Here is a 25142-nt window from a genome sequence, read left to right as displayed (position 1 = left end):
ATCCATCGGGTCCCATGGCGGCGTCGGCATCAGGCGGATTGCCTAACCCTCCACAGGGAACGCCACGCCTTCGCCCACCACGCGGAGGCACAGTTCCGTGCCGGGCCTCGTGATGGAAGCGTTCCAGTGGCGGATGGTGATGACTTCGCCGCCGCCCGGGTAGGTCCGGGCTGCACCTTCGGCGGGAACGCGCGGCGCGAGCTTGATCCGCACCGTAGTCTCGGGGCCGAAGTAGTCGGTATCGACAACCACTCCGCGGATGGGACCGTCGGGAGCGATCCGGATCTGTTCCGGGCGGAGCATCAATTGCACGAGGCCCTGCGCCGGGGGACGGCGTACGGGTATGCCGCCCAGGGAACACGTGGCCAAGGAGCCTTCCATCCACGCGTCCAGGATGACGGCATCACCGAGGAATTCGGCCGTTGCCCGATCTGCAGGACGCGTGTACACAACGAAGGGATTGCCGATCTGCGCCAGCTTTCCGCCGCGCATGATCGCCACTTGATCCGCGAAGGACAGGGCCTCGGCTTGATCGTGCGTCACTAAAATGGTGGTCACTCCGGCTTCGTTCAGGACCTTCGCCACGGCCCGCCGGGTGGCCACGCGGAGGCCGGCGTCGAGCGCGGAGAAGGGCTCGTCGAGCAGCATGAGTTGCGGTTCGCGGGCCAGGGCGCGGGCGAGTGCCACCCGTTGCTGCTGGCCTCCCGAGAGCTGATGGGGCCGCCTCTTGGCCATGTCCGCATCGAGGGAAACCATGTCGAGCAACTCCTGGACGCGCGTCTTCACGGCGCGGCGGCCGCCGTCGAGCGCTGACTTGTCCAGCCCGAACGCGATGTTCTGCCCAACCGTCAGGTGCGGGAAGAGCGCGCCGTCCTGGGCAACGTAGCCAACATGCCGCTTGTGGGCGGGCACCCAGATCCCGTTCCCGGCTACCGTGTTTCCGTTGAGGCTGATGGAGCCCGTGTCCGGGTGTTCGAAGCCGGCGATGAGGCGCAACAAAGTGGTCTTGCCGGAACCGGAAGGCCCGACGATGGCGGTTGTTCCGCCCTTGGCCACGGAGAGGTTCACGCCCTTCAGCACGGCCTGGGATCCAAAGTTCTTGGTGACCTCGGCGATGTCCAGGTGCGTGTTGGTGGTGGGAGCCACCGAAGCCGCTACGCGGGGTGACGGAAGCCTTGAGGGGGATTGTTCGGTCACTGTCCGGCTACTTTCTTGGACTGTTGGAAAAGCAAGTACGTCATGGGGGCAGACAGCAGGATCATGAGCAATGCGTAGGGTGCCGCGCCCGAATAATCGATCTCGCTGCTCTTGCTCCAGAATTCGGTGGCCAGGGTGTGGGTGCCGTTCGGGGAGAGCAGCAGTGTTGCCGTCAGCTCGTTGACGATGGCGAGGAACACTAGCGCGGCCCCGCCGGCGGCGGCCGGAGCGGTGAGGCGCAGCGTCACCTTCAGGAAGGACACCAGCGGGGTCTTGCCGAGCGATTGCGCGGCCTCGTCGAGTTCCTTCGGAGCCTGGGCCAGTCCGGAGCGGATGTTGACCAGGGCCCGCGGCAGGAACAGCAGCACATAGGCAGCAATCAGGACCCCGGAGGTCTGGTACACGCCCGGGACCATTCGGATGCTCACGGTCACAAAGGCCAGGCCCACCACGATGCCGGGAAGGGAGCTGGTGACGTAATTGGAGAGTTCAAGCATCTTGCTGAACCAGCTCGGGTGCCGCACGGCCAGATAGGCCATGGGGAAGCCGACGACGATTGTCGCCGCGGCGCCTACCATGCCATAAGCGAGGGTCTGGAGCAGCGCCGGAAGGAATTCGTCGGCTGACCAGACACGGGCGCCACCGGCCACCACCCAGCGCAGGACAAAAAAGATCGGCAATCCGAACGCCAAAACGGTGAGGGCAAGCAGGGCGAGCTGGGACGGAATCTGGTAGTGGTGCAGGGGAAGCTTGGTTGGCTTGGCCTGGGCGCCGGAACCGATGCGGGCGTAGCGCGCGTTACCGCGGCTCCTGACTTCGGCAAGAAGCAGGATGAGGCAGAAGAGCACCAAGACGCTCGCCAACATGTTCCCGGCGGTGCCGTTGAACGTGGATTGGAACTGGGTCATGATCGCGGTGGTGAACGTGTCGAAGCGGATCATCGCGAACGCGCCGTATTCAGCCAGCAGGTGCAGCGACACCAGGAGCGCGCCACCAGTCATGGCGATCCGTAGTTGAGGCAGCACAACCCGGAAGAAGATGGCCCATGGTCCCAAACCTAGGGAGGCTGCCGACTGCTCAATCGCGGGGTCCAAACGCCCCAGCGTCGCCGCCGCGGGAATGTAGACGAGGGGGAAATAGGACAACGTGGCGATGAGTACGCCGGACCAGATGCCCTCGAGCGAGGGGACGGCGGTCACCCACGCATAGCTGTTGACGAACGCCGGGATGGCCAGCGGGGCCGCCAGGGCCACGGCCCACCAGCGATGCCCCCGCAGCTTGGTCCGCTCCACGAGCCACGCGCCACCGACTCCCAACACCAGGCAGATGGGGACCGTGAAGACCACCAGCATGACGGTGTTGAGGAGCAGCTCGCCAACGCGCGGCCGGAAAATGAGCGCGACGGCGGTGTCCCACCCGGTCGCGGCCGTCATGTATGCGACGTACCCCAGCGGGATGAGCGAAAACAGTGCGATCAGCACCGCCAGGAGGGATATTGCAGAAACGCCGAAAGGCGGGCGGGGGCGCTTGCCCCTGCCCGCCGTCGTCGTGCTCGCCGAAGCCTCCGGAACTTCCGGGGAGATGCGGGCCGATAGATCAGTGGTCACGGAATTACAGCAGTCCTGCCTTGGTCATCAGGTCGGTGACCTTCGCGGAGTTCAATTTGGCCGGATCCACGGTGGGGGCTTGGAGATCCTTGATGGGAACGAGTTTAGCGTTCGAGTCCACGTTGGAAGCGATGGCGTATTCGAAGGAAGTGCCGTTCTTGAGGACTTCCTGGCCCTGCTTGCCGGTGATGAACTTGATGAAGGCCTGAGCAGCCGCGGAGTTCTTGGAGGATTTCAGCACTCCGCCGCCGGAGACGGACAAGAAGGCGCCCGGGTCCTGGTTCTTGAAGAAGTACGGGGTGACCTTGTTGGAGTTCTCGCCGGTCTTGGCCTGGTCGCCGTAATAGTAGTAGTGGTAGATCAACGCAGCGTCGACTTCGCCGGCGTTGACTGCCTTCATGGCGGTGCTGTTGCCCTTGTATGCCTTGAAGTTGTCCTTCATGCCCTTGAGCCACTCCGTGGTGGCGGCCTCGCCCTTTTGCTCAAGGAGTGCCGCAACGATGGCCTGGAAGTCAGCGCCCGACGGCGAAGCGGCCCACCGGCCCTTCCACTCCGGCTTGGCCAGGTCCAGCATCGACTTGGGCAGCTTGTCGTCGCTGATCTTCGTCTTGTCGTACACCAGGACGGTGGAGCGGGCGGCGATGCCTGTCCACTTGTTGGTGGACGGACGGTACGCGGCCGGGACCTGGTCCACTGTGGCCTTGTCGATGTCGGCGAAGAGGCCGGCGTTCTCAACCTGGGCCATGGCGGGGGAGTTCTCCGTGAGGAAGACGTCGGCCGGGGACGCCGCGCCTTCCTGGACGATCTGGTTGGAGAGCTCGGTGTCGGAACCCTGGCGGATGGTGACCTTGACGCCGGTCTGCTTGGTGAACGCGTCCACCCACTCTTTGGTCAGGGTGTCGTGCTGGGCGTTGTAGACGGTGATTTCGCCAGCTACTTTAGCGTCGGCGGAAGCGGAGTCTGTGGCTGCGGAGGAGGCGGTGCCGTTGCCGCAAGCGGTCAGGCTGAGGGCTGCAGCGGCGGCGAGTGCGATGCCGGCCAGCGCATTTGCGCGGATCTTCATGAGGGCTTCTTTCTGCGAGCAAATCCAAGGGAGCCCGGGGGAAGGAACTGCGGGCTCACAGCTTGAAACTTTAGGTTAGCCATACCTAAATTTCCATCCAGAACGCCCCATCGTGACCGGAATCACATGTATTACGCAAGGTTTACGTGACCTAATGCGCGAGTGGGGGTGTGCCGCTCAGTGCGCCTCGGATTCTTCTGAGTAGACCCTGCTTGCGTAGTCCTCCAGGGCCTGTGCGCATCGGGCCAGGGCGGCATCCGCCTCAGTGGAGCCAGGTGCCTGGAAGGTGTCACGCGCCCGGATTTTGGCGAGCCAGTTGACGAGCTTTGTGTAGTCGACCTCGTTTTCCTCGAGCTCGGCATACGTGAAGTGGTTGGCCTGGTATTCCTTCTCGATCCCGGCGAGAAAATCCTTGCAGCGGTCAACGATCTCGTCGTATTCATCGGTGCGGGCCGATTGATAGAGGTTCAGGATGTGGGAGTCGCCTGCGATGACGGTAGAAGACATAAGGATTGCCGTTCCGGGCATGTCAAGAATTTCGTGGCGCAGTTTCTGAAGTGCCCGTTCCGCCGCCGGTGACTTCGGGAGCGCGGCGATCGAGTTTTGCAGATAGACGGCACCCAATCCTTTGAGCCGCCGCCACACCGCTGCGCGCAACCGGGTGGGCTCGGAGGGGACGCGGTAGACGAGAATCAGCCACTCGGCTGCCCCGCCCGCGTCCGGAGTGTCGGTCGATTCGGCAGGGCGCATGTTCGGATTCTATCCGCCGCAGCTCCCGGACTGCCGACCCACGGCTCCCGTCCCGCGTTGAACGGATCCAAGAGCGAGGTGTTGAAAGCCTTAACTTTTCACACATCAGAACAGTAGAATCTGTTATGAGTATGGAGTCACCGTCATTAGGTTGACAATCTAACAGCCGTTACATTCACGCCTCCGAGAGAGAGCGACACCCTTGAATACCACCGCGTTGCTCCTGTCGGTCTTCCTTGCTTGCCTGGTCGAAGCAGTCGAAGCCGCCACCATCGTCCTGGCGGCAGGCACTGCCCGGGATTGGCGTTCAGCCCTTTCCGGCGTCGGCGCAGGCCTGGTTGTCCTGGCCGCCGTCGTCATCGTCTTCGGGCCCGCGATCGCCCTGATTCCTTTGGACATCCTGCGCATTTTCGTCGGAGGGCTCCTGCTTGTCTTCGGCCTCCAGTGGATGCGCAAGGCCATCCTTCGCGCCAGCGGTCACAAGGCCCTTCACGACGAGGACGAGATCTATCGTCGGGAACTTGCCTCGGCACAGTCCGCGTCCGGTGAGTCCCGCTTCGGAGTGAGCGATTGGTACGCCTTCACCCTTTCCTTCAAGGGGGTCCTGCTCGAAGGACTGGAAGTTGCGTTCATCGTGGTCACCTTCGGCAACATCCAAGGCCAACTCGGACTGGCCGCGTGGACCGCAGCAGCAGCAGTTGTCCTGGTGGCCGTTGCGGCGATCATCGTGCGCGGACCCCTTTCCCGAGTGCCGGAGAACACCATGAAGTTCATTGTCGGCATCATGCTGACGGGCTTCGGCATCTTCTGGGGCGCCGAGGGTGCAGGCGCCGTGTGGCCCGTGGCTGATCTTTCCCTCCTGGTCATCATCCCGGCCTTGGCGGTCATCGCGCTGGCGATCGTGCTTGTCCTTCGCCGCCGTCCGTCCGAAGCAACGCCCGCCGCGGTGTCCGCGCCAAGCCAGTCCGCCCCGGGGTTCAGCGGTGCCATCCCCGACGGCGGTTCTCCGGCGGGAGCCTCGTTGGATTCAGGTGACGCGGAGACCGGGGCCGCAACGCGGACCCGCACCGCGACCGCCGGGACGACCCCTCCCAAAGCGCCACGCAAGACGTCGGTTATCGAGTCGCTGAAACGGTTCGGCTTGTTCTGGTACGACTTCATCATTGGCGACGACTGGAGGGTGGCCCTTGCCGTAGCCGCGTCCTTTGCGGTCACTGCGGCACTGAGTTCCTCGGGAGTCGGAGGAAGCTGGTGGGTGGTCCCCGCCGTCGCAGTTTTGACGCTTCCCATGGCGCTTTCCCGCTTGGTCCGCAAGTCCTGACCGCGGTCGGTGGACCTGGGGTGATGGGGTAGCCGGAGCGACGCAGATCGGCGGCAAGCTAACGGGAGCCTGCCTCCGGCCGACAGTAGGAACTGAACCACACTCCTGCAAGAGCCTCCCTACCTAAAGCAGAAACGGCCCATGATCGTTGTCACCCGCCTGAACGGCACCCGCTTTGCCGTGAATCCGGACATCATTGAACGGATCCACGAAAGCCCGGATACCCATCTGGTGACGCTCGACGGCGCTACGTACGTTGTGCGGGAAAGCCTCGCCGAGGTCGTGGAACTGATTGCGAATTACCGGGCCTATATTCTTCGGCGGGCACAGGATCTCCCCACCGTGACGGGCTATCCCTTGAGCCTCGTCCGCACACCGGACCCGGACGGAAGGTAAGCCATGGATCCCTCAACAATAATCGGCCTGTTCCTGGCCTTCGGCTCGGTGGTCGCCATGGTGACCCTCGAAGACGCCAACCTCATGGCCCTCTTGCTTCCCGCGCCCATGGTCCTGGTTTTCGGGGCCACCCTGGCCGTAGGCCTGGCCGGGAACACGTTCCGCGATACCGTGCGGGCGTTCAAAGACCTCCCCAAAGCGTTCAAAGGAAAGACCGACAAGCCGCAGGACAGTATCGACCAGCTGATCGGCTTTGCGGAGAAGGCGCGGAGCGAGGGTCTTCTCTCCCTTGAGGAGGCGGCCGTGGACGAGAAAGATCCCTTTCTGGCCCGGGCCCTCCAGAATATCGCCGACGGCACCGATGCCGAAGAATTGCGCATCCTCATGGAGGACGAGATCGATTCCAAGATGCGCAGCGACCACGTCTCCGCCAAATTCTTCGCGAGCCTGGGCGGCTACGCGCCGACCATCGGCATTATCGGCACCGTGGTATCGCTGACTCACGTCCTTGAAAACCTCTCCTCGCCCGATCATCTGGGACCAATGATCGCCTCCGCTTTCGTGGCCACCCTCTGGGGTTTGTTGTCCGCGAACTTCATCTGGCTGCCGTTCAGCTCGCGGCTCAAGCGACTGTCCGAGCTCGAAATCGAACGCATGACCCTCCTGATGGAGGGCATGCTGGCGGTGCAGAACGGTACCCAGCCCCTCCTGCTCGCCGAACGGCTCCGCGCCATGGTTCCCCCGGACCGGCTCGGCAAGGCGAAATCCGCAAAGAAGAGCGACGACGACGAAGCCCGCCCCGGCAAATTCGCTTCGTCCAAGGCCGCATGAGGTCCCGGCGCCGCCGCGGTTCACCTCCGGCGGAAGAACACGTCGACGAACGCTGGATGGCTTCCTACATGGACATGGTCACGGTGCTCATGTGCATGTTCATCGTGCTCTTCGCAATGTCCACCGTGGACCAGGCCAAATTCGACAAACTCCGCAATTCGCTCGCCACGGGGTTCGGCACGGTGGTCAGCCAGAAGGTGGACACCGCCACCGGGACCGTCGTTCCGCCGGAATACACCAGCGCCGACGCCCAGGGATTCTCCAACTTGGACCTCGCACTCAAGGAAGCGGCCCGGCTCACCGCTTTGCGCTACGACATGAAGTCCAAGCTCGACGCCGCGGGGCTGGGGGCCAATGTGCAGTTCCAGATCAACGAACGCGGACTCACCGTGAAGCTCGTAGGATCGCAGACCTTCTTCGAACCCGACCGGCCGGAACTCACGCCCCGCGCGAGCCAGGTCCTTGGAATGATCGCCCCGACCATGGCGAAGGCGGCCCTTGAAATCATGGTGGAAGGCCACGCAGCCAACGGAGTCACCTCATACCCCTCCACGTGGGAGCTTTCTTCTGCGCGCTCCGTCAACGTCCTCAGGTACCTCGTCGACCATGGAGGCATTTCGGCTGGGCACATCGGCGCCGTTGCGTTCGGATCCGCCAGGCAGGTCAACGATGATTCCACCGAGGCGCTGATGGAACTCAACCGCAGGGTCGACGTCGTCGTCCTCTCGGACCAGCCCGAAGTGGTCCGCGCCCTGATCCCCGAGGCGCTCAAGGCGAGGGCCGGCGGCCAATAGCGGCCGGTGTGCTTGTCGCGGCCGGTCACGGGACGGCGTCGGGCACCATGGAAGTGACGAGCGTGCCGAGGTACGCTCATGGCATGACCCCGGAAGACATCGCCCGGCTCACTTACTTGCGCAAGGCCCGCGACCTTATCGACCGCGAGTACGCCAAGCCCCTCGACGTACCCACCATGGCCAGCCATGCGTTCATGTCGCCGGCGCACTTCTCGCGGCAGTTCCGGGCCGCCTATGGCGAGACCCCCTACAACTACCTCATGACCCGCCGGATAGAGCGCGCGATGGCGCTCCTGCGCGGCGGAATGAGCGTGACCGACGCATGCATGGAAGTCGGTTGTACGTCACTTGGCTCATTCAGCTCGCGGTTCACTGAGCTCGTCGGGGTGCCGCCGAGCACATACCGCGCCCGCGAGCACCTGGCCGTGGCTGCCATGCCCGCGTGCGTGGCGAAGATACGCACGCGGCCCAGCCGAAACGAAGCGAGCAAACGTCGGGAAGCGCTTGCGGTCGCCGCAGACTGACTCAGGCCGTAGCCGGCCACCACACAGCAGAGGTTCCGCCCCAGTGGGGCGGGACCTCTGCTGCGTCCGGGACGTCCACTAACCCAGGCAGAGCGCCACCGGAAATACGGGTCATATTTGATTTGCGGAAGTTACACGCCGTCACTACCGCATTTGAGGATTATTCTGGAGCCATGCCAAATATTCGAGTATCTGAAGCAGCCCGATTCCTGGGCGTCAGCGACGACACCGTCCGGCGCTGGACCGAGAACGGCATCCTGACTCCGGTCAAGGATGATTCAGGCCGGCTAGCCGTGGATGGGCTGGAACTTGCCCACGTCGCGCGGGACCAGGCCCAGCTGCCCGAGGATCCAACCCGGGTGGGCCGCTCGGCGCGCAACCGCTTCGTCGGCCTGGTCACCGGCATCACGGCCGACAAGGTCATGGCACAAGTGGAACTGCAATGCGGTCCCTTCCGTGTCGTCTCCCTCATGAGCAGCGAGGCGGTCCGCGAGCTCGGGCTCGAACTCGGCTCGGTCGCCACAGCCGTGGTCAAGGCCACCACAGTCATCATCGAAACACCCCAAGGAAAGAGCACCATATGAGGATCATCCCCAAAGCTTTCGCCGCGGTGCTCGTTGCCGGCGCCCTCGCGGCCAGCATGACCGGATGCGGTTCAAGCACTCCCGCCGGCACCGCAAACAGCGGATCCGCCAGCGCAAGCGAAACACCAAAGCTCTCCGGTACGGTGACGGTCTACGCGGCTGCCTCGCTGAAAGCAACGTTCACCAAGCTGGCCAGCGAATTCGAAGCTGCGAACCCGGGTACAAAAGTGGCCCTGAGCTTCGCCGGGTCTTCTGACCTCGTCACCCAGATCACCCAGGGCGCTCCGGCGGACGTCTTTGCCTCGGCCGACACGAAGAACATGGGCAAGCTTTCCGACGCCAAGCTGCTTGACGGAACGGCCAAGAACTTCGCCACCAACGTCCTGACCATCGCCGTCCCGCCGTCCAACCCGGCGTCGATCAGTTCCTTCGCGGACCTCGCCAAGCCGGGTGTCAAGGTGGTCGTCTGCGCCAGCCAGGTACCCTGCGGCTCCGCCGCCCAAACCATCGAAAAAGCCACCGGAACAACCCTGAAGCCCGTCAGCGAAGAGTCTTCCGTGACTGACGTCCTGGGCAAGGTCGCCTCCGGGGAGGCCGACGCCGGACTCGTCTACGTCACCGACGTCAAGGGCGCCGGGGACAAGATCAAGGGAATCACTTTCCCCGAGTCGGACAAGGCCGTCAACACCTACCCGATCGGCACCGTCGGCACCAGCAAGAACAAGGATCTGGCCGCGGCTTTCATTGCGTTGGTGACGGGAAGTGAAGGCAAGAAGGTTCTCGGCGACGCCGGTTTCGGAACGCCTTAGTCCTCCCGAAAGAACCGAGCAGGATTCGAGAAGCGCTCGTCAACGTCCCGGACTAACGTCGTTGCCATGACTATTTCACTGCAGTACTCACATATCACTGTCAACGATCCCGACGAAGCACTCACCTTCTACCGGGATGCCCTCGGCCTCGAGGTGCTCAACGACGTCGCGCAGGGCGGATTCCGTTGGGTGACGCTCGGCAGCGCGGACCAGCCGGGTGTTGAAATCGTGCTTTCCGAACCGCACGCGGGCCGGTCCAAGGCCGACGGCGATTCCCTCCAGGAACTGCTCACCAAGGGTGTCCTGGGGCCGATCGTCTTCCGCTCCGACGACGTCGACACGCTCTTCGAGAAGGTCAGGGCTTCCGGCGCGGAGGTCATGCAGGAGCCGATCGACCAGCCGTGGGGTCCCCGCGACTGCGCCTTCCGCGATCCTTCGGGCAACATGGTGAGGATCAACCAGGCGCCGGCCGCCTAAGCCAGCCTGAGCCCGCCCAAAACTAGTCCCTTACGCCCGCACTTTCCTTGCCGATAGTGGCAACCGTGAGTGAACAGGAAGATCAATCGGCGGGACGGCAGCGCACCGTGGACGTCTATGACTTCCGCAGGCCCACCACCTTGCCGCGCCAGCACAGCCGCGTCCTGGAAGTCGCCTTCGAGACATTCGCCCGCCAGTGGGGAACACAGCTCACGGCCAAGGTGCGCGTGAAGTCCACCGCGACCCTTGAACAGCTCATCATGCAGAGCTACGACGAATACGCCGCATCCCTGCCTTCGGTCACCTCGATGGTCCTGTGCCGCATTGAGGGCAGCGAGTCGCGGCTGGTCATGCAGTTTCCTGCCACGGCGGCATTGTCCTGGGTCACCCGCATGTTGGGTGGGGCCAGTGAGACGGCGGTCCCGGATCGGAAGTTCACCCAGATCGAGCAGGCCCTCATCAGCCGCATGGTGGAAGACGGACTGGAGGACCTGAGCTATTCGCTTGGCGCCCTCCTGACCACCCCGGTGCGCATGGACGTCATCCAATACAACTCCCAGTTCGCCCAAGCCGCTGCTCCGGCGGAGCTCATGATCGTGGCCTCATTCACCGTGAAGGTGGGCGAAAGCCTTGCCGCAGCGAGTCTCGCCATTCCCGCCGACATCCTCCTTTCCGGGCTCGGCGACGTGAATCCCACTGTCCACAGCCGCGACACCGAGGCACTGGTCCGGGCCCAGGTCACCCAGGTGCCGGTGGACGTCGCCATCCAGTTGAGCCCCACTCCGGTGACGCCCGCGCAGATCCTGGGCCTCGCCGTCGGGGACGTCATTGCGCTGCCGCACCTGGAGAATCGGCCGTTCGACGTCGCCATCAACGGCACCCGCCTGGCCACCGCAGCGCCGGCCCGCAACGGCTCCCGTGCAGCCGCCGTCATCGTCACAATCGAGGAGAACCAGCGATGAGCATCACCCTGACCCTGCACGAGTCCGCGGCCGAGCGTTTGGCGATGCAGCTGCCGACCCCTGCCACGCTGCACGTCTCCGGCATTGTCCCGTCCCAAGCCGCTGCGCCATATGCACCCCTCGCGATCACGGCCACTTTCGTCGGCGCCGTGACCGCGGACTTCGCACTCATCCTCACGGACCGTTCCTTCCTGGCCGCTGCCGGCGGGACCCAGCAAGGACACTCCGCGGTTGTGTCGGCCATTGACGTCCTGCGCCCGGCGATGGAACACGCAGCTGACGCGTTCGACGCCGGCGTGCTGGGGGAGTTGCGCGAAGAAGACGCCGCCGGGCTGCTGTCCGACTCCGAAACCGCAGTTTTTGAACTGCGCCAGTCTCCCTCGTCCGGCGGCGGCCAGGCGTTCGGCTGGTTCGCCGTCCGGGTCCGCGAACACGGGACCGTGCAGGACGCCGCTGCCGCACGGAACGCCCAGTCCGGTGCGGTTTCGGCCCGCCTCGGACTGATCAGCAACGTCGAAATGGCCCTCACCGTGGAAATCGGCCGCACTCGCATGTCCGTGCGCGATGCCCTTGCCCTGGAACCGGGCAAAGTGATCGAACTGGACCGCTCGGCCGGAGCACCGGCGGATGTCCTCCTCAACGGACGGCTGATTGCCCACGGTGAAGTGGTCGTCGTGGACCAGGACTATGCAGTGCGCATTACCCGCATCCTGGACGTCGCCGAGGGTATCTACTAGATGGATTCGCTCATCCTCGGGCTGCGCGTGCTCGTGGCCTTGGGTGCGGTGCTGGGGCTCATTTGGGTCCTGCAGCGCCGCCTTCTCAAAGGAAAGGCCAAGGGCCGACGCCGGGCCAACACCACGCTGACGGTGGTCAGCCGGCAGAGTGTCGGACAAAAGGCCTCCGTAGTGGTGGTCGACGCTGGCGACAAGCGCTTCCTTTTGGGTGTCACCGAGCACGCCATCAACGTCCTGCACAGCAGCGACGTCCCCGTGGAGGTTCCGGAGACCGCTCCTGCGCCCGAGAGTTTCGCCGACATCTTCCGCGACGCCGGTGGCAGTGGACTCACGCGCCGCAGCGAGATCCACCGCCGCAGCGAACCGGACAAACCACAGCCAATGCACGGCTCCATCCTTGCCGGTTCCACCTGGCGGCAGGCCGCCGAGGCCATCAGGGGACGCCGGAATTGATTCTGACCCTTGGGCCTGCCGATGGCCGCCGCGCCGGCAGGATATTGCTGGCTGTGCTTTGCACCCTGTTGCTGACGGCCCTGTTCCTGTGGCTGGGCATGTCCACCGGACATGCGGCACCGATCAGCCCGACGCCGCCAACCGCACCCGCGGTCCCCACGGCACCGGCCCAGCCGTCAAGCGGCAATGTCAGCATCAATATCAACGGGTTGGACGGAAAGCCGTCCACCGCAGTGGTAACCCTGATCGGGATCACCCTGCTCTCCGTGGCTCCTGCCCTCCTGCTCATGATGACCTCGTTCACCAAGATATTCGTGGTGCTGGCCATGACCCGCAACGCCTTGTCCCTCCCGTCCATCCCGCCCAACCAGGTGCTGGCCGGGCTGGCGCTCTTCCTGTCCCTCTTCGTGATGTGGCCTGTGATTTCCGAGATCAACAACGTTGGCATCCAGCCCTACCTGAACGGGACGCTGGACTTCAACGGAGCCGTTTCGGCCGGATCCGGACCACTCCAGCACTTCATGGTGGCCCACACCCGGCAAGAAGATATTGCCCTCATGACCCGGGCGGCCAAGCTGGAAAACCCGGCCAACCCGCAATCGGTCCCGTTGCAGACCCTTATCCCGGCGTTCATGATCTCCGAGCTCCGGGCAGCGTTCATTATCGGTTTCGTCATTTTCATACCGTTCCTCGTGATCGATCTGGTGGTCTCGGCCGCGCTGATGTCAATGGGCATGATGATGCTTCCGCCGGTGATGATCTCGCTGCCCTTCAAGATCCTGCTGTTTATCCTGGTGGACGGCTGGGGACTCGTGATCACCGCCCTGATCCAGAGCTATTCGGGCGGCTGATGGATACCAACGCAGTCCTGGACATTTGCCTCCAGGCCCTGATCCTCGCGGCCAAGCTGGCTGCGCCCGCCTTGGTGACCGCGCTGGTGGTGGGCCTCGCCATTTCGCTCCTGCAGTCCATCACCCAGCTTCAGGAAGCCACCCTCTCCTTCGTGCCCAAGGCAGTCGCCGTGGCCGTGGCCTTGGTGGTGTGCGGACACTGGATGATCACCGAAGCCGTCTCCTTCACCAACGAGCTCTTTGCCCGGATACCCGGGCTGATCGGCGGAGCGTGAAGTGGAGCTCCCCTTCAACCAGTCCTGGCTTGAGGTCATGTTGTTGGCCTCCGTCCGCATGACGGCGTTCCTGGTGGTGGCCCCGCCCTTCTCACACCGGGCAATCCCGCTGCGCATCAAAGGCATGCTCGGCATCGGTTTGGGGCTGGCCGTTTCCCAGCGTCTCTCCGTTGGCTACACGTCCAAGGACACCGCAGGCTTCATCACTGCGGTGGTCATTGAGCTCGTGAGCGGCCTGGTCCTTGGCTTCCTCGTCATGCTCGTCTTCGCGGCCATCCAATCGGCCGGCAGCCTGATTGACCTCTTCAGCGGCTTCCAGATGGCCCAGGGCTTCGATCCCCAGATGATGATCAGCGGCGCCCAATTCACCCGGCTGATGCAGATGGCCGCCCTCGCCCTGCTTTTCGCTTCGGACGGCTACCAGCTCGTGATCGGCGGCCTGACCGGGAGTTTCACGGCCTTGCCGCTGGCCGGGGGACTGGACATGGCACAGCCGGTACACGCGATGATTTCGGCTGTCACCGGAATGTTCCTCTCCGCGGTGCAAATCGCCGGGCCGCTCCTGGTGGTGTTGGTACTCGCCGACATCGGCTTGGGGCTCCTCACCCGTGTGGCGCCCGCACTTAACGCCTTCGCCCTGGGGTTCCCGCTCAAGGTCTTCATCACCCTGGGGCTCGCAGGGTTCCTGTTCCTCGCACTGCCGCGGCTCGTTGCCATGCTCGCCGAGCAAGCGGCGAACACGCTGATGGGGGTGGGCTGATGTCGGATTCACAGGAGAAGACCGAGCAAGCCACTGACAAACGGATGCGGGAAGTCCGGTCCAAGGGGCAGCTTTCCCGCTCGCAGGACCTCACCGCCTGGCTCGCTGTCGGGTCCGCGGCAGCGATGATCCCGTCCACCATCGAGCGTGCCTCCAATGCTGCGGCCGACCAACTGTTCACCGTCCGCGGAGTCATCGCGAACCCCGAGCCTGCCAAGGCCGTGGCAGCGCTCGAAGCCGGGTTCGGTTCCTTGGCCCAGGTGCTGGGGCCCTTGTTCGTGGTGGTCATGGTGGTAGTGCTGGCCGGATCCGCGTTGCAGGGCGGCATCCACTTCAAAAAGTTCCGCGCTGAGTTCGAACACTTCAACCTAGTCAGCGGCCTCAAGCGGATCTTCGGCGGCCAGGCACTCTGGGGCGGCCTGAAAGCGCTCCTGAAGACCGCCGTCGTCGGGCTTGTCCTCTACGCGGTGGTGCAGGGGCTCATCCCGGTGCTGCTCACCGCAGGGGGACTGCCGGTGTCCGGCATCCTTTCGGCAGCGGCCGGGGGCATCGGTTCGTTGATCCAGTTCGCCGTGCTGGCGGGCCTGGTCCTGGCCGCCGCGGACATCTTCGTGGTCATGCGCCGCAACCGCAAGAAGACGCGCATGTCCAAGAAGGAAATCAAGGACGAAAACAAGAATAGCGACGGCGATCCCCTCATCAGGTCGCAGCGGCGCTCGCGCCAATTGAGCATGAGCCGGAACCGCATGATCGGCGCGATCGCGGACGCCGACGTCGTGATCGTCAACCCGACTCACGTCGCCGTAGCGCTGAAGTACGACGCCGGGAAAGCGGCACCGCGCGTGGTGGCCAAGGGAGCGGGGGTGATAGCTGCCCGCATCAGGGAGGAGGCGGAAGTGAAATCGATCCCGATGGTCCAGGACATCCCGCTGGCGAGGGCACTGCACTCGGCCTGCGAGCTGGGCCAGGAAATCCCCGTGGAGCTGTACCGCGCCGTGGCGGGAGTCCTGGCGTTCGTCATGTCGCTCAAGGCCAGGGGAGCGGCGCGCGGAATGCACCGCTTGCCGGGCGTGGCGGGAACCATGGCCGGAGCGCCCGCATGAGCCGGCACCGCAGCCCCCGAACCGCACTCAGCAACCAGACCACCCCGGACAGGACACAGCAATGAACAACAGATTCGCCAGGCTCACCGTTCCGGTGGGAATCGTGGGCATCGTGCTGCTGCTGGTGGTTCCCGTTCCGGCACCGCTGCTGGACTTCCTGATCGTCTGCAATATCCTGCTGGCCCTGTTGATCCTGCTCACCAGCATGTTCGTCAAGAAGCCCCTGGACTTCTCCGTCTTCCCGTCCTTGCTGCTCGTGGCCACGCTGTTCCGACTGGGGCTCAACGTCGCGTCCACCCGGCTCGTGCTGGGACAAGGATTCGCCGGCCAAGTGATCGATGCCTTCGGCAAGGTCACCGTGGGCGGCTCCATGATCATCGGCGCCGTGGTGTTCCTGATCCTGGTGGTCATCCAGTTCGTGGTGGTCACCAAGGGCGCCGAACGCGTGGCCGAGGTGGGGGCACGGTTCACACTCGACGCCATGCCCGGCAAACAGATGGCCATCGACGCCGACCTCAACGCCGGCCTCATCACGGACGCCCAGGCCCGCAAGCGCCGCGCCGAGGTGTCCGCCGAGGCCGACTTCTATGGCGCCATGGACGGTGCGTCGAAGTTCGTCAAGGGCGATGCCATCGCGGGCATCATCATTATCATCATCAACTTCGTTGGCGGCATTGCCATCGGCGTCCTGCAGCGCGGCATGAACGTGGGCGACGCGCTGAACTCCTACGGCCTGCTGACCATGGGCGACGGGCTCGTCACCCAGATCCCGGCCCTCCTCATGGCCGTGTCCACGGGCATGATCGTCACCCGGTCCAATGCCGAAGAAGACATGGGCCGCACGGCCTCCTCGCAGCTCATGCAGTCGCCCAACGCCTTGCTCATCGCAGGACTCGCCGCAGTGGCCATGGCCCTTATCCCCGGCATGCCCATCGTGCCCTTCCTGCTGGTGGGCGCTGCCCTGCTGTTCGGCTCGAGGCGCCTGGCTGCGCAGCAGAAGAAGCAGAGTGAAGCGGAGGACGCCCAGGAAGCAGCCACCCCGAGCTCCGAAGAAGACCCCAACGAGCGGCTCATGCAGGACATGCGCGTCCACCCCCTCGAGATCTTGTTGGCTCCGGACCTTGTTGACATGGTCTCCGGCGCCTCGGACGACCTCCTGGCCCGCGTCCGCTCTTTGCGCCACAAGATCGCCATGGAGTTGGGGATCGTGATTCCGCCCGTCCGCACGCGCGACAACGTCGAGCTGCCACCGGCCACCTATGCCATCCGCATTGCCGGGGTGGAAGCCGGACGCGGCACGGCGCCGTCGGGCAAGTTACTGGCCCTCGGCGATTATCTTGACGCCCTGCCCGGTACCTCCACGGTGGAACCGGTCTTCGGGCTTGTCGGAAAGTGGATACCCACAGAGATGCGCCACAGCGCCGAAATGACCGGGGCAACCGTGATCGACCGGGTTTCCGTGCTGGTGACCCACTTGTCGTCGATCGTCTCGGCCAACGCCTCAAGGCTACTCACCCGCGAGGACGTCAGGGTGCTGACGGAAGGCGTGCGCAAGCAGAGCCCCGCCGCGGTCGAGGAACTCATTCCCGGGCTCATGTCACTGGCCGAGGTGCAGCGGGTGCTGCAGGGCCTCCTCGAAGAACAGGTCCCCATCAACGATCTTCCGCGTATTTACGAGGCCCTTGCCCTGCGTGCCAAGGTTTCCACGGAGCCCGAGGCTTTGGTCGAAACCGCCCGGCAATCCCTGGGGCCCGCGCTCGCAGCCAAGTTCCTGGACGGCTCGGTGCTCAATGTGATCATGATCGATCCCCTCCTGGAACAGTCCATGCTCGAAGACATGCGCCCGGCCGAAGGGGGTACCCAGATCGTCATGAGCCAAGCGCGTTTGGACACCGTCCTGGCCTCCGTGCAGGCTTCGGTGGAGGCCGCAGCAAATGCCGGACGGCAAGCCGTTCTGGTGTGTGCCCCGGCGTTGCGGCCCGCGGTCCGACGGCTCGTGGCGGCTCCCGACGGCGGTGTTCCCGTGTTGTCCTACCGCGAAGTGACGTCCGCAAACATCCAGATCGAAACCGTGGGGGTGATCCGCCATGCCGAAGCAATACAAGCTTAAGGGCACATCCCTGGACGCCATCCGGGTGAAAGCCGAGCAGCAGTACGGGTCCGGGGCGCGGATCGTCTCCGCCGAGAAAGTCACCAATCCGGGGATCGCCGGGCTCTTCGCAGCCAATCGCTACGAGGCGACTATCGAGGTTCCGGCAGACGGTTCCACCCAACTAGCTAGCAATAGTTGTCGTTTTGACGGCTCAGAACGACAACAAGTGCGAGCTAGTTGGGATGCCCACGTTGGCGGGGAGGCACACCTTGCCGGGGCGGCGCATGCGTTGCAGGGGCCCGCTATCGCCGCGCTCCTGGAGCAAGCCGACGCTGCCGAGATGGACTTGCACCGGCCCTCGGCAGGGGTATCAACCGCCTCCCCGGATTTTGCCGGGATATTGGAGCAGCTAGGCAAGTTGGATCCATTCGGCGAGTTCCAGGCGCCGGTCGCCGGACCGCAAACGCAAGGGGTGCTGACCGCGTTGCCGGCCGCCACCGTCGGGCACGCCGTTCCGGTGTCCGTGCCAATGCCACTTGCCGGCAGCGGCAACCTGATCGTCTTGCTTGGCCTCGGCGACGATGCCTTGGGACCAGCGCTGGAAATGTCCATCGCCGAGGGCGGTTCCGACGTCCGGACGGCCGGAGCGTTGACCGCTTTCGGGCACCTTCACGTGGCGGGGCGCCAGGGCGCGACGGCGGCGCGCGCCCAAGCGGTGCTCACCGGCCACACCGTGCTGGTGGCGTACGGACTCGGCATGCCGGGGGAAGCCGTGACGCATGCGGCGGACATCGCAGCGCTCGCCGCAGACCAGTTGTGGCTGGTTGCCGACGCCGGACGGAAAGCGGAAGACACGGCAGCCTGGGTGCGGGCGCTCTCCACCGCACTGACCGCCGAGCGTGTCCGTGTCGACGCCCTTGCTGTTTTCGGCGCGTCAGAGACCGCAAGCCCCGAGACGGTCAACGGGCTCGGTCTTCCTATCGGGTGGGTGGACGGCAAGCCCGCCCGCGTTGCAGTGCTCGGAAAGGTAGATTGAGAGCATGCTGGTACTGACACGCAAGCCGGGCGAACAGATCATGATTGGTGAGGACATTGTCATCACCGTCATGGAAGGCCGCGGCGACGGCGTGCGGATCGGGATCGAGGCCCCCCGCGGGGTGTCCATCCAGCGTCGCGAAGTGGTTGAGGCGATCGCCGCTGCCAACCTTGCTGCTGCCCAGGCCGGCCCCGAAGCCGAGGAACTCGTTGCCGGGCTGCGTCCGCCTGTCCGGAAGTCGAAGGCGGATTAGGCGCGTAAGTCACCCAAGTTGTCTACAAGAATGCGATCTGACTGATTGCGATGAAGATTCGGACGATTGACGAGCGGGACATGAACTTGATCTGTGTCGATCCGTCTTTTCGAGTGATAGACGTCTGGCTCGACCCCAACAGTGGTGCTTGGGACAAGTCGCAGGCCTTCGATATTGCGTCTGGCAGCCTCTTGGAAGTCCTTGAGTGGGCAAAATTGGACAGGCAATCGTGCAACTTTTCGGAGGTTTACGCCTTCGATGCAAACCCGAACTCGGGACAGCCAAGCTTTATTCTCTTGCACACTGTCGTCCACCGGTAGCCGTCCCTAGTCCAAGCCCAGGAACTCCTTGAGGAGCGGCAGTGAGCAATCCCTCGTCACGGCCAGGGCCCGTTCGATATTGGCGTTTTCCGCAAGCAGCATCACGTCATCCACGGTGTCAGCACATGCGACCGCTCCCGGCGCCGCCGGGGCCGCGTCGCCGGGCTGAGCGGAGCCAAGCGGCGGGTTCCCAGCCCCTTGCAGCCCCATCTGGAGAGCCTCGACGTTGGCGGCCGCGGTTGTTTCCACTTGCTTGAGCACCGAGACCAGCTCACGGTGGTGTTCCTGAAGCAGTTCCGGCCAGATTACGGGCGGGGCCACTGAAGCGATCAGCGGCAGCGTGGCATTGGCCGACAAGCGCCATTCAATAGCCACGGCCGACGACTCGATGTTCCGGGCAAGGGTGTCGAACCGAAGGTTTTCCAGGACCTTTTCCACGTCAGCGGCAGTGAATTTCAACCAATGCCAGTTGCCTGCCCGAACGTGCAGCAACTGGGTTTCGAGCCGGTACAACAGCAGTTCCAGCTGTCTCCGCTCACGCCACAGCGTCGCCGAAAGCTCATCCGCCCCCACGGTTCCCCATTCCCCGGTTTGGCCAGCGGAACATGATTCCGAGGCCTCTTTTGTATCTTTTTCATGAGCGTACACGCATTGTTATTTTTCAGATGATATGTTCACTGAATACATGTCTGTTCCATGTAATCTTCGGCACGTTGCATCGTCTCAGCAGCTCGCCCATGAAGCCCTTGGAATCAGGCTTGGCAACTCAATAAACAGGTCTCATGGGGGGACTAATTTGAATCGCGAAGAACGCAACGAGTTGGTGCTGCAGCACTTGCCACTCGTTGGCTATTTGGTGTCGGAGCTCTGCGCGAGAGCTTCTCATTTGTCGCGCGACGATTTCGCATCGGTAGGGTCCGTGGCGTTGATAACGTCCGCCGATTCCTTCGATCCGAACCTCGGAGTCCCCTTCGGCGCATTTGCGCGCCGCCGGATCGTCGGAGCCTTTGCGGACGAGATGCGGGCCAGCGACTGGGCCACGCGATCTGCGCGCAAACGCATCAAGGAAACCATGTCGGTCCAGGAGACGCTGTCCGGCGTCCTTGGCCACGCCTTCGGTGGCCGAAACCGCATCAGCCCTGGGTGTCGAACGCAGCGTGGTGGAAGCCGCCCTGGCCGATGCCGCACGGACGCTGTCGCCGCTGGACGACGTCGTCGTGGACACTGTCGCCGCGGACACCATCTCCCCGGAGCACTCGGTCCTGGCCGATGAGCGTCTCAAGTACCTTCGCGCCGCCGTCGAGGCCCTCCCGGAAAAGATGCGTTACATCGTCGAGGAGATCTACTTCGGCGGGCGGACTGTCAAGGAGCTAGCCGAGGAACTCGGTTCCACGCACGCTGCGGTCTCCCAACAGCGCGCCGAGGGCATCCGCCTCATGCGCGATGGGCTGTCCGCGCATTACGCCGACGATCCCGGGCAATCCTTCGAGCCCCAATCGCGCATTACTGCCCGACGCCGGCACGACTACCTCTCGACGCTTGCCACCGCTACCTTGGGCGGAATTACCCGTAGTTTCAGTTCGCCTGATGCTGCCTTGAACCGGGCTGTCTAGACTCAACGACTCCTGTGCGGAGCCTCAATTACTCGCCACACCGCAGGTTGAATAGTGCAAAGATCTCAACAATTGCCGGATCCTCTGGCGTGAGTGAATGGGTCTCAAGGTGACTCAGTTGAGGGCTGACGTGGTTTGGCTCGTCCGGTCGTTCGTAGATGGCCCAAAGAGTGTTGTCATCGCCCAGACGAGAATTGAAACTTATGCCGTTGAAATCGCCTAGACCCCAAACGAACTTTGAGACCGCCTGGGTGATGGGGCGCGCCTTCTGGTCCTTCAGCGTGGCTGCGTCGAAGTCGTCAAATCCTTGCCCGGCTGCCATTTGCTTGAAAACAGGACGCAGTGCGGCAATAGACGCCATTGACGTGATGACGCAGAAGTGGCCGGACAACGTGGCCCTGGAGGCGATCCGGGGCTCCAGCCAGCTGTAACTGACAGTCTCGGCAGGGCAGGTGGGATACATTGCGGCATCGAGCGGATCTTCTTGGATTTCGGCCAGTTCTGCGGACGTCTCTATCGAGGGGCGAAGACCTGCCAGGATTTCGGCGAGACATGCTTGGAGAGTAGCGCCGGCATACATCGTTCGGAATTCTCCGTCCGGGTCGTCCCATCTACCCTGGAACCGTCCATGTTCGGCCCAGCTCCAGTCGGACCATGCCCAGGGCTCTGGACGGAAACCGACGCGCCAAACCCTGCGTTCGATGAATTCTCCCTCCAGCAAGCCTCCAATCATGCTGCTGATGGGGATGAAAACGCCCTCGCGGCGGCTAACACCCTGATCCTGGATTCTTCAGGAGGCCCCTCCCGCAGCACCATGGCAGGGGAATGATCCTCCAGGTAGGGGTTCATCCCTTGGAACCAGGCCTGGATGACTGTGGCGGAGTCTACCTCGCGAAGCGTACCGGCGATCTGATAGGCATCGCGGAGCCTCTGCTCTACGGCAGCCGAGGGCTTGCGTGGATCTTCTGGGTCAGCCCATTGCCGGACTGCACGCGTTTCCTTGACTGATCCAAGGTAAGCAACAAGTCGGGCCCCGAGAATGTCCCTGAGTGCCTGAATCAGTTCAGGCACCTCCATGTTCATGGCGTCGAAGTGGGCGCGCAGGCCAATGCGCGGCCCTGCTGGATTGCTCATTCCACCATAATCGCGCTGAAGCGAAATAAAAACAAGGGGATCACATGTCTTTTCCAGTGATATCACAAACAAATCACACTGCAAATCGCAGGCTCGATCCGCTGCCTTGCAGATCCCACTTCGCCGACGAAGACAAATGTGGAAGGACGCAAAAGAGGGCACCGACAACTCGTCGATGCCCTCCAAGCCTTCGTTGAAGGGCGCCTTGGCCTACTTTGCGGTCGGCACGCGGCGGAGCACGACGGCGGCAAGGACTGCCGCTCCGGCCATCAGTATCAGCCCGATCGCTGCCGTGATGTGGACGCCCGATTCAAAGGCGGCACGCGCGGCGGTGGCCAGGGCGTCACCCAATGGCTGGGGCAGTGCGGCCGCGGTGTCCACGGCTCCGGCGAGCGTCTCCCGCGAGCGTTCGGCTGCATGGCCGGACAATTCGCCTGGAAGCAGCAAGTGGTGTTGGTAGGACGCTGTCAGGATGGAGCCAAGGACGGCTGTGCCCAGCAATGAACCGAGCTCGTAACCCGTTTCGGAGATCGCCGATGCAGCGCCCGCCTTGTCGGCAGGAACCGCGCCGAGGATCAGGTCGTTGGAGATGGTCTCCGCCGAGCCAACCCCTATGGCCAGCAGTAGGAGTGCTGTCAAAAGGTACCCCGGACCCTGGCTGTGGTTGCCCAGGGCGGCCACGAGGTATCCCACTGCGCTCAGCGCCAAGCCCGATGCCACCACCAGGCCCGGGCGGATCCGGTTGACCAGCGGAACCACCACCAGGCCCGCCACGATGGTGGCCAGCAATGCCGGAACCATCGAGATCCCCGCCTGCATGGGGGATTGGCCTTCCACGAGCTGCAAGTGCTGCGCGAAGAAGTAAATGAAGCCGGTCATTGAGAACAGGGACAAGACGTTGGCCGTGATGGCCGTGCTGAAGACCTTGTTCCGGAAAAGCCGTACGTCCAACATGGGCGATGCCAAAGAGCCCTGCCTCCGGACGAAGACGATTCCCATGGCCAGGCCGAAAGCCATGAAGGCCGCGGGTCCAGGGCCAAAACCGTGCACGGCGGCCTCTTTGATGCCATAAACCACGGGGGCCATGGTCAGGATGGACAGCACGACGCTGGGAACGTCCGGCTTGCCAGGGTTGTGATCCTTGGACTCGGGAATGAGGGAGGGGCCAAAGGCGAGCAGGGGCAGCAACAATGGCACCGCAACCAGGAACACGGCACCCCACCAGAAGTGCTCCACGAGCCAGCCGCCGAAGATCGGCCCGAGGGCGGCGCCGCCGGAGAATCCTGCGGCCCACACTGCCACGGCGAGCCGGCGGCGGTTCGGGTCCGGGAAGATGTTGCGGATCAAGGACAACGTGGACGGCATGAGCATGGCTCCGAAGACGCCCATGCTGGCACGTCCGGCGATGAGCCATTCCGCCGACGGCGCGAAGGCGGTGGCCGCGGAAACGGCGGCGAAGCCCGTGCTGCCGATCAACAGCAAGCGGCGGCGGCCGATCCGGTCTCCCAGGTTTCCCATGGACACCAACAGGGCTGCGAGAACCAGCGGGTACGCATCGACGACCCACAGAAGCTGCACGCCCCCGACTTCCAGCGAACGGGCGATTTGCGGCAGGGCAAATGTCAGCGCCGTATTGTCCACAGCCACCAGCAGCACGGGGAACATCAGGAGTGCCAGGGCAGCCCAATCGCGCCACGGGGCGGATTGGATCGAAGGGGTGCGAGGGTGCTGGGTTGTGGACGGGCTGAACATGAAAATAACTGTACCGTCTGGACGGTATAGTTTCAATCTGACTCATCGAACTGCCGCATCGAACTAAGGGATGATGGACACCATGCCGCGAAAACCTATTGCCCGGGACGCTGTCCTGGATGCCTTTGAAGCCCTGTTGATCGAGGTGGGGGAGCGGGCTGCCACCCTGGATGCCGTCGCCAAGCGCGCAGGCGTCTCCAAGGGCGGCCTGCTCTACCATTTCCCCAACAAGGAAGCCATGATCAGCTCCTTGCTCGAACGCATGGACGGGCTGGCCGCGTTGGACATCGAAGCAATGAAGGCAGCGCCCGAAGGTGCGGCCGCATTCTTCATCAAGTCTTCACTGTGGGCGGATACCCCTTTGGACAGGGTGTTCGTGGCAGCCACGCGGCTCGCGGAAGTAGCCCATGAAGAAACCCGCAGGCGTTTCGCCGGGATCCAGCAACAATGGCTCGATGTGCTCGCCGAAGAAGTGGGGCCCGAGATGGCCAAAGCGGTCCGGTACATGGGCGATGGACTTTACTTCAACGCAATGCTTGAAGGCGGCGCCGGTGATACGGAAGTCAAGGCCAGCGCGAGGAGCGCCGACGTCGGTGCGCTGCTGGCCGCCGTCGAACGCCTCCGTAACTGAGTGGGGGCCCAACTAGCTCGCACTTGTTGTCGTTTAGACGCTCCAAAACGACATTTAGTGCGAGCTAGTTGGGAAAGCCGGGCGGGGTCGGTGACCACATTTGCAGACGCGGGCAGTCCATAGGACAATTGAGAGTTGTGGCAGCCGTCACCGGCAACCACGATCTGATTCACATAACTGAATACGCCTTTGATCTGCGGCGGGAGAGTCCTGCAGGCATGTGATGCAGGCGCCGTAGGAGCAAATCCTCCCCAGGAATCTCTCAGGCCCACGCACCGCCGCGGCAAGGCAACTCTGGAAAGCAGCACGCTGACGCGTGCTCACCGACGGTGCAAGCGGAACAGTGCCACGAGCACGGTTTCGCGGAAACTCTCAGGTCCAATACAGAGTGGGGAGGAACCCGATTAGCTGTGGCGTACCCTGCGCCGCCTTATTAATGGAGTTCCTTCGTGACGGTTAGTTCAACCTCCACTACGTTCGTTGACCGGCATATCGGCGCCCGCCGCCAGGCCGACATTGACATCATGCTCAAGTCTGTTGGTTACGACAGTGTCGATTCGCTCGTAGACACCGCGGTTCCCAATGACATCCGCCAGGACGTCGCACTGACGCTCCAGAATGCCCTCAGCGAGGTGGAGGTTCTGGCTGAGCTTCGCAAGCTGGCGGCCAAGAACAAGACGGCTGTGCAGATGATCGGCCAGGGCTATTACGACACCGTCACTCCGCCGGTGATCCGGCGCAACATCCTCGAATCCCCGGCCTGGTACACGGCCTACACGCCGTACCAGCCGGAAATTTCCCAGGGCCGCCTCGAAGC

At 63.6% G+C, this 25142-nt stretch carries 28 protein-coding genes, 2 pseudogenes and 2 riboswitches; of the genes and pseudogenes, 22 read left to right on the top strand and 8 right to left on the bottom strand.

Annotation, left to right across the window (positions count from 1 at the left end):
* Window positions 1-42 precede the first annotated feature (42 nt).
* From AB4074_RS05670 to AB4074_RS05655, 4 genes are all read right to left on the bottom strand, one after another.
* Window positions 43-1197 carry an ABC transporter ATP-binding protein gene (locus AB4074_RS05670; RefSeq protein WP_441412484.1) on the bottom strand — a complete coding sequence of 385 codons (1155 nt, stop codon included), beginning with the start codon at window positions 1195-1197 and terminating at the stop codon, window positions 43-45.
* On the bottom strand, window positions 1194-2804 hold the full coding sequence (locus AB4074_RS05665; RefSeq protein WP_441412483.1) for an ABC transporter permease: 1611 nt from the start codon (window positions 2802-2804) through the stop codon (window positions 1194-1196). The genes AB4074_RS05670 and AB4074_RS05665 overlap by 4 nt, the downstream gene beginning before the upstream one ends.
* Window positions 2805-2808: 4 nt before the next feature.
* A complete protein-coding gene (locus AB4074_RS05660) occupies window positions 2809-3867 on the bottom strand; it encodes an iron ABC transporter substrate-binding protein (protein WP_441412482.1) in 1059 nt (352 codons plus the stop codon).
* 177 nt (window positions 3868-4044) lie between these two features.
* The gene (locus AB4074_RS05655) at window positions 4045-4617 is read right to left on the bottom strand and encodes a Chromate resistance protein ChrB (RefSeq protein ID WP_441412481.1); all 573 of its coding nucleotides are present in this window, start codon (window positions 4615-4617) and stop codon (window positions 4045-4047) included.
* Window positions 4618-4819: 202 nt separating this feature from the next.
* On the opposite strand from AB4074_RS05655, the gene AB4074_RS05650 reads away from it, so the two are divergent.
* From AB4074_RS05650 to AB4074_RS05565, 18 genes are all read left to right on the top strand, one after another.
* Entirely contained in the window at window positions 4820-5938 is a 1119-nt protein-coding gene (locus AB4074_RS05650; RefSeq protein WP_441412480.1) for a COG4280 domain-containing protein, read from the top strand.
* Between the two features lie 141 nt (window positions 5939-6079).
* Window positions 6080-6334 carry a flagellar FlbD family protein gene (locus AB4074_RS05645; RefSeq protein ID WP_269994903.1) on the top strand — a complete coding sequence of 85 codons (255 nt, stop codon included), beginning with the start codon at window positions 6080-6082 and terminating at the stop codon, window positions 6332-6334.
* A gap of 3 nt (window positions 6335-6337) precedes the next feature.
* Window positions 6338-7165, top strand: coding sequence for a motility protein A (locus tag AB4074_RS05640; RefSeq protein WP_441412479.1), 828 nt, complete (start codon window positions 6338-6340; stop codon window positions 7163-7165).
* Complete coding sequence (locus AB4074_RS05635) at window positions 7162-7959, top strand: OmpA/MotB family protein (protein WP_441412478.1); 798 nt, start codon at window positions 7162-7164, stop codon at window positions 7957-7959. Before AB4074_RS05640 ends, AB4074_RS05635 begins: the two co-directional genes overlap by 4 nt.
* An 83-nt stretch (window positions 7960-8042) precedes the next feature.
* Window positions 8043-8483, top strand: a complete 441-nt coding sequence (locus tag AB4074_RS05630) for a helix-turn-helix transcriptional regulator (RefSeq protein ID WP_390282203.1) — start codon at window positions 8043-8045, stop codon at window positions 8481-8483.
* A 173-nt stretch (window positions 8484-8656) separates the two neighbouring features.
* On the top strand, window positions 8657-9067 hold the full coding sequence (locus AB4074_RS05625; protein WP_059388228.1) for a TOBE domain-containing protein: 411 nt from the start codon (window positions 8657-8659) through the stop codon (window positions 9065-9067).
* Window positions 9064-9876: a molybdate ABC transporter substrate-binding protein gene (modA, locus tag AB4074_RS05620; RefSeq protein ID WP_441412477.1), complete on the top strand. Its 813-nt coding sequence runs from the start codon at window positions 9064-9066 to the stop codon at window positions 9874-9876. The genes AB4074_RS05625 and modA overlap by 4 nt, the downstream gene beginning before the upstream one ends.
* 66 nt (window positions 9877-9942) lie before the next feature.
* Window positions 9943-10353 carry a VOC family protein gene (locus AB4074_RS05615; RefSeq protein WP_441412476.1) on the top strand — a complete coding sequence of 137 codons (411 nt, stop codon included), beginning with the start codon at window positions 9943-9945 and terminating at the stop codon, window positions 10351-10353.
* Window positions 10354-10418: 65 nt separating this feature from the next.
* On the top strand, window positions 10419-11315 hold the full coding sequence (locus AB4074_RS05610; RefSeq protein ID WP_364539400.1) for a flagellar motor switch protein FliM: 897 nt from the start codon (window positions 10419-10421) through the stop codon (window positions 11313-11315).
* Window positions 11312-12052: a flagellar motor switch protein FliN gene (gene fliN, locus AB4074_RS05605; RefSeq protein WP_441412475.1), complete on the top strand. Its 741-nt coding sequence runs from the start codon at window positions 11312-11314 to the stop codon at window positions 12050-12052. The genes AB4074_RS05610 and fliN overlap by 4 nt, the downstream gene beginning before the upstream one ends.
* Entirely contained in the window at window positions 12053-12505 is a 453-nt protein-coding gene (gene fliO, locus AB4074_RS05600) for a flagellar biosynthetic protein FliO (RefSeq protein ID WP_441412474.1), read from the top strand. It abuts the gene before it with no gap.
* Window positions 12506-12507: 2 nt separating this feature from the next.
* On the top strand, window positions 12508-13356 hold the full coding sequence (gene fliP / locus AB4074_RS05595) for a flagellar type III secretion system pore protein FliP (protein WP_441412626.1): 849 nt from the start codon (window positions 12508-12510) through the stop codon (window positions 13354-13356).
* Window positions 13356-13631, top strand: coding sequence for a flagellar biosynthesis protein FliQ (fliQ, locus tag AB4074_RS05590; RefSeq protein WP_078106307.1), 276 nt, complete (start codon window positions 13356-13358; stop codon window positions 13629-13631). The genes fliP and fliQ overlap by 1 nt, the downstream gene beginning before the upstream one ends.
* A gap of 1 nt (window position 13632) precedes the next feature.
* Window positions 13633-14391, top strand: coding sequence for a flagellar biosynthetic protein FliR (locus AB4074_RS05585; protein WP_441412473.1), 759 nt, complete (start codon window positions 13633-13635; stop codon window positions 14389-14391).
* A complete protein-coding gene (locus tag AB4074_RS05580) occupies window positions 14391-15494 on the top strand; it encodes an EscU/YscU/HrcU family type III secretion system export apparatus switch protein (RefSeq protein WP_441412472.1) in 1104 nt (367 codons plus the stop codon). The genes AB4074_RS05585 and AB4074_RS05580 overlap by 1 nt, the downstream gene beginning before the upstream one ends.
* Before the next feature lie 61 nt (window positions 15495-15555).
* Window positions 15556-17604: a flagellar biosynthesis protein FlhA gene (locus AB4074_RS05575; RefSeq protein ID WP_441412471.1), complete on the top strand. Its 2049-nt coding sequence runs from the start codon at window positions 15556-15558 to the stop codon at window positions 17602-17604.
* Window positions 17582-18622, top strand: a complete 1041-nt coding sequence (locus tag AB4074_RS05570) for a hypothetical protein (RefSeq protein WP_441412470.1) — start codon at window positions 17582-17584, stop codon at window positions 18620-18622. The genes AB4074_RS05575 and AB4074_RS05570 overlap by 23 nt, the downstream gene beginning before the upstream one ends.
* 4 nt (window positions 18623-18626) lie before the next feature.
* Window positions 18627-18875, top strand: a complete 249-nt coding sequence (locus AB4074_RS05565) for a carbon storage regulator (RefSeq protein ID WP_234751526.1) — start codon at window positions 18627-18629, stop codon at window positions 18873-18875.
* Between the two features lie 326 nt (window positions 18876-19201).
* Here the strand turns inward: AB4074_RS05565 and AB4074_RS05560 are convergent, their stop codons facing one another.
* Window positions 19202-19768, bottom strand: coding sequence for a hypothetical protein (locus tag AB4074_RS05560; protein ID WP_441412469.1), 567 nt, complete (start codon window positions 19766-19768; stop codon window positions 19202-19204).
* A gap of 97 nt (window positions 19769-19865) precedes the next feature.
* On the opposite strand from AB4074_RS05560, the pseudogene AB4074_RS05555 reads away from it, so the two are divergent.
* Window positions 19866-20171 (top strand): annotated as a pseudogene (locus tag AB4074_RS05555) (sigma-70 family RNA polymerase sigma factor); the annotation flags it as partial.
* A gap of 127 nt (window positions 20172-20298) precedes the next feature.
* Window positions 20299-20808, top strand: a complete 510-nt coding sequence (locus tag AB4074_RS05550; protein ID WP_441412468.1) for a sigma-70 family RNA polymerase sigma factor — start codon at window positions 20299-20301, stop codon at window positions 20806-20808.
* Window positions 20809-20836: 28 nt separating this feature from the next.
* Here the strand turns inward: AB4074_RS05550 and AB4074_RS05545 are convergent, their stop codons facing one another.
* From AB4074_RS05545 to AB4074_RS05535, 3 genes are all read right to left on the bottom strand, one after another.
* Window positions 20837-21529: an RES family NAD+ phosphorylase gene (locus AB4074_RS05545; protein ID WP_441412467.1), complete on the bottom strand. Its 693-nt coding sequence runs from the start codon at window positions 21527-21529 to the stop codon at window positions 20837-20839.
* Window positions 21530-21537: 8 nt separating this feature from the next.
* Window positions 21538-21942: a hypothetical protein gene (locus AB4074_RS05540; RefSeq protein ID WP_441412466.1), complete on the bottom strand. Its 405-nt coding sequence runs from the start codon at window positions 21940-21942 to the stop codon at window positions 21538-21540.
* Window positions 21943-22152: 210 nt separating this feature from the next.
* Complete coding sequence (locus tag AB4074_RS05535) at window positions 22153-23694, bottom strand: MFS transporter (protein WP_441412465.1); 1542 nt, start codon at window positions 23692-23694, stop codon at window positions 22153-22155.
* A gap of 82 nt (window positions 23695-23776) precedes the next feature.
* Between AB4074_RS05535 and AB4074_RS05530 the strand changes: the two genes are divergently transcribed.
* The gene (locus tag AB4074_RS05530) at window positions 23777-24325 is read left to right on the top strand and encodes a TetR/AcrR family transcriptional regulator (protein WP_441412464.1); all 549 of its coding nucleotides are present in this window, start codon (window positions 23777-23779) and stop codon (window positions 24323-24325) included.
* Window positions 24326-24515: 190 nt separating this feature from the next.
* Window positions 24516-24613, top strand: a riboswitch (glycine riboswitch).
* Window position 24614: 1 nt separating this feature from the next.
* Window positions 24615-24722: riboswitch (glycine riboswitch) on the top strand.
* Between the two features lie 52 nt (window positions 24723-24774).
* Window positions 24775-25142, top strand: a pseudogene (locus AB4074_RS05525) (glycine dehydrogenase (aminomethyl-transferring)); the annotation flags it as partial.

It is taken from the genome of Arthrobacter sp. 2MCAF14, from assembly GCF_052115645.1.
Taxonomy (GTDB): domain Bacteria; phylum Actinomycetota; class Actinomycetes; order Actinomycetales; family Micrococcaceae; genus Arthrobacter.
This window is presented reverse-complemented; position numbering and strand designations above follow the sequence as displayed.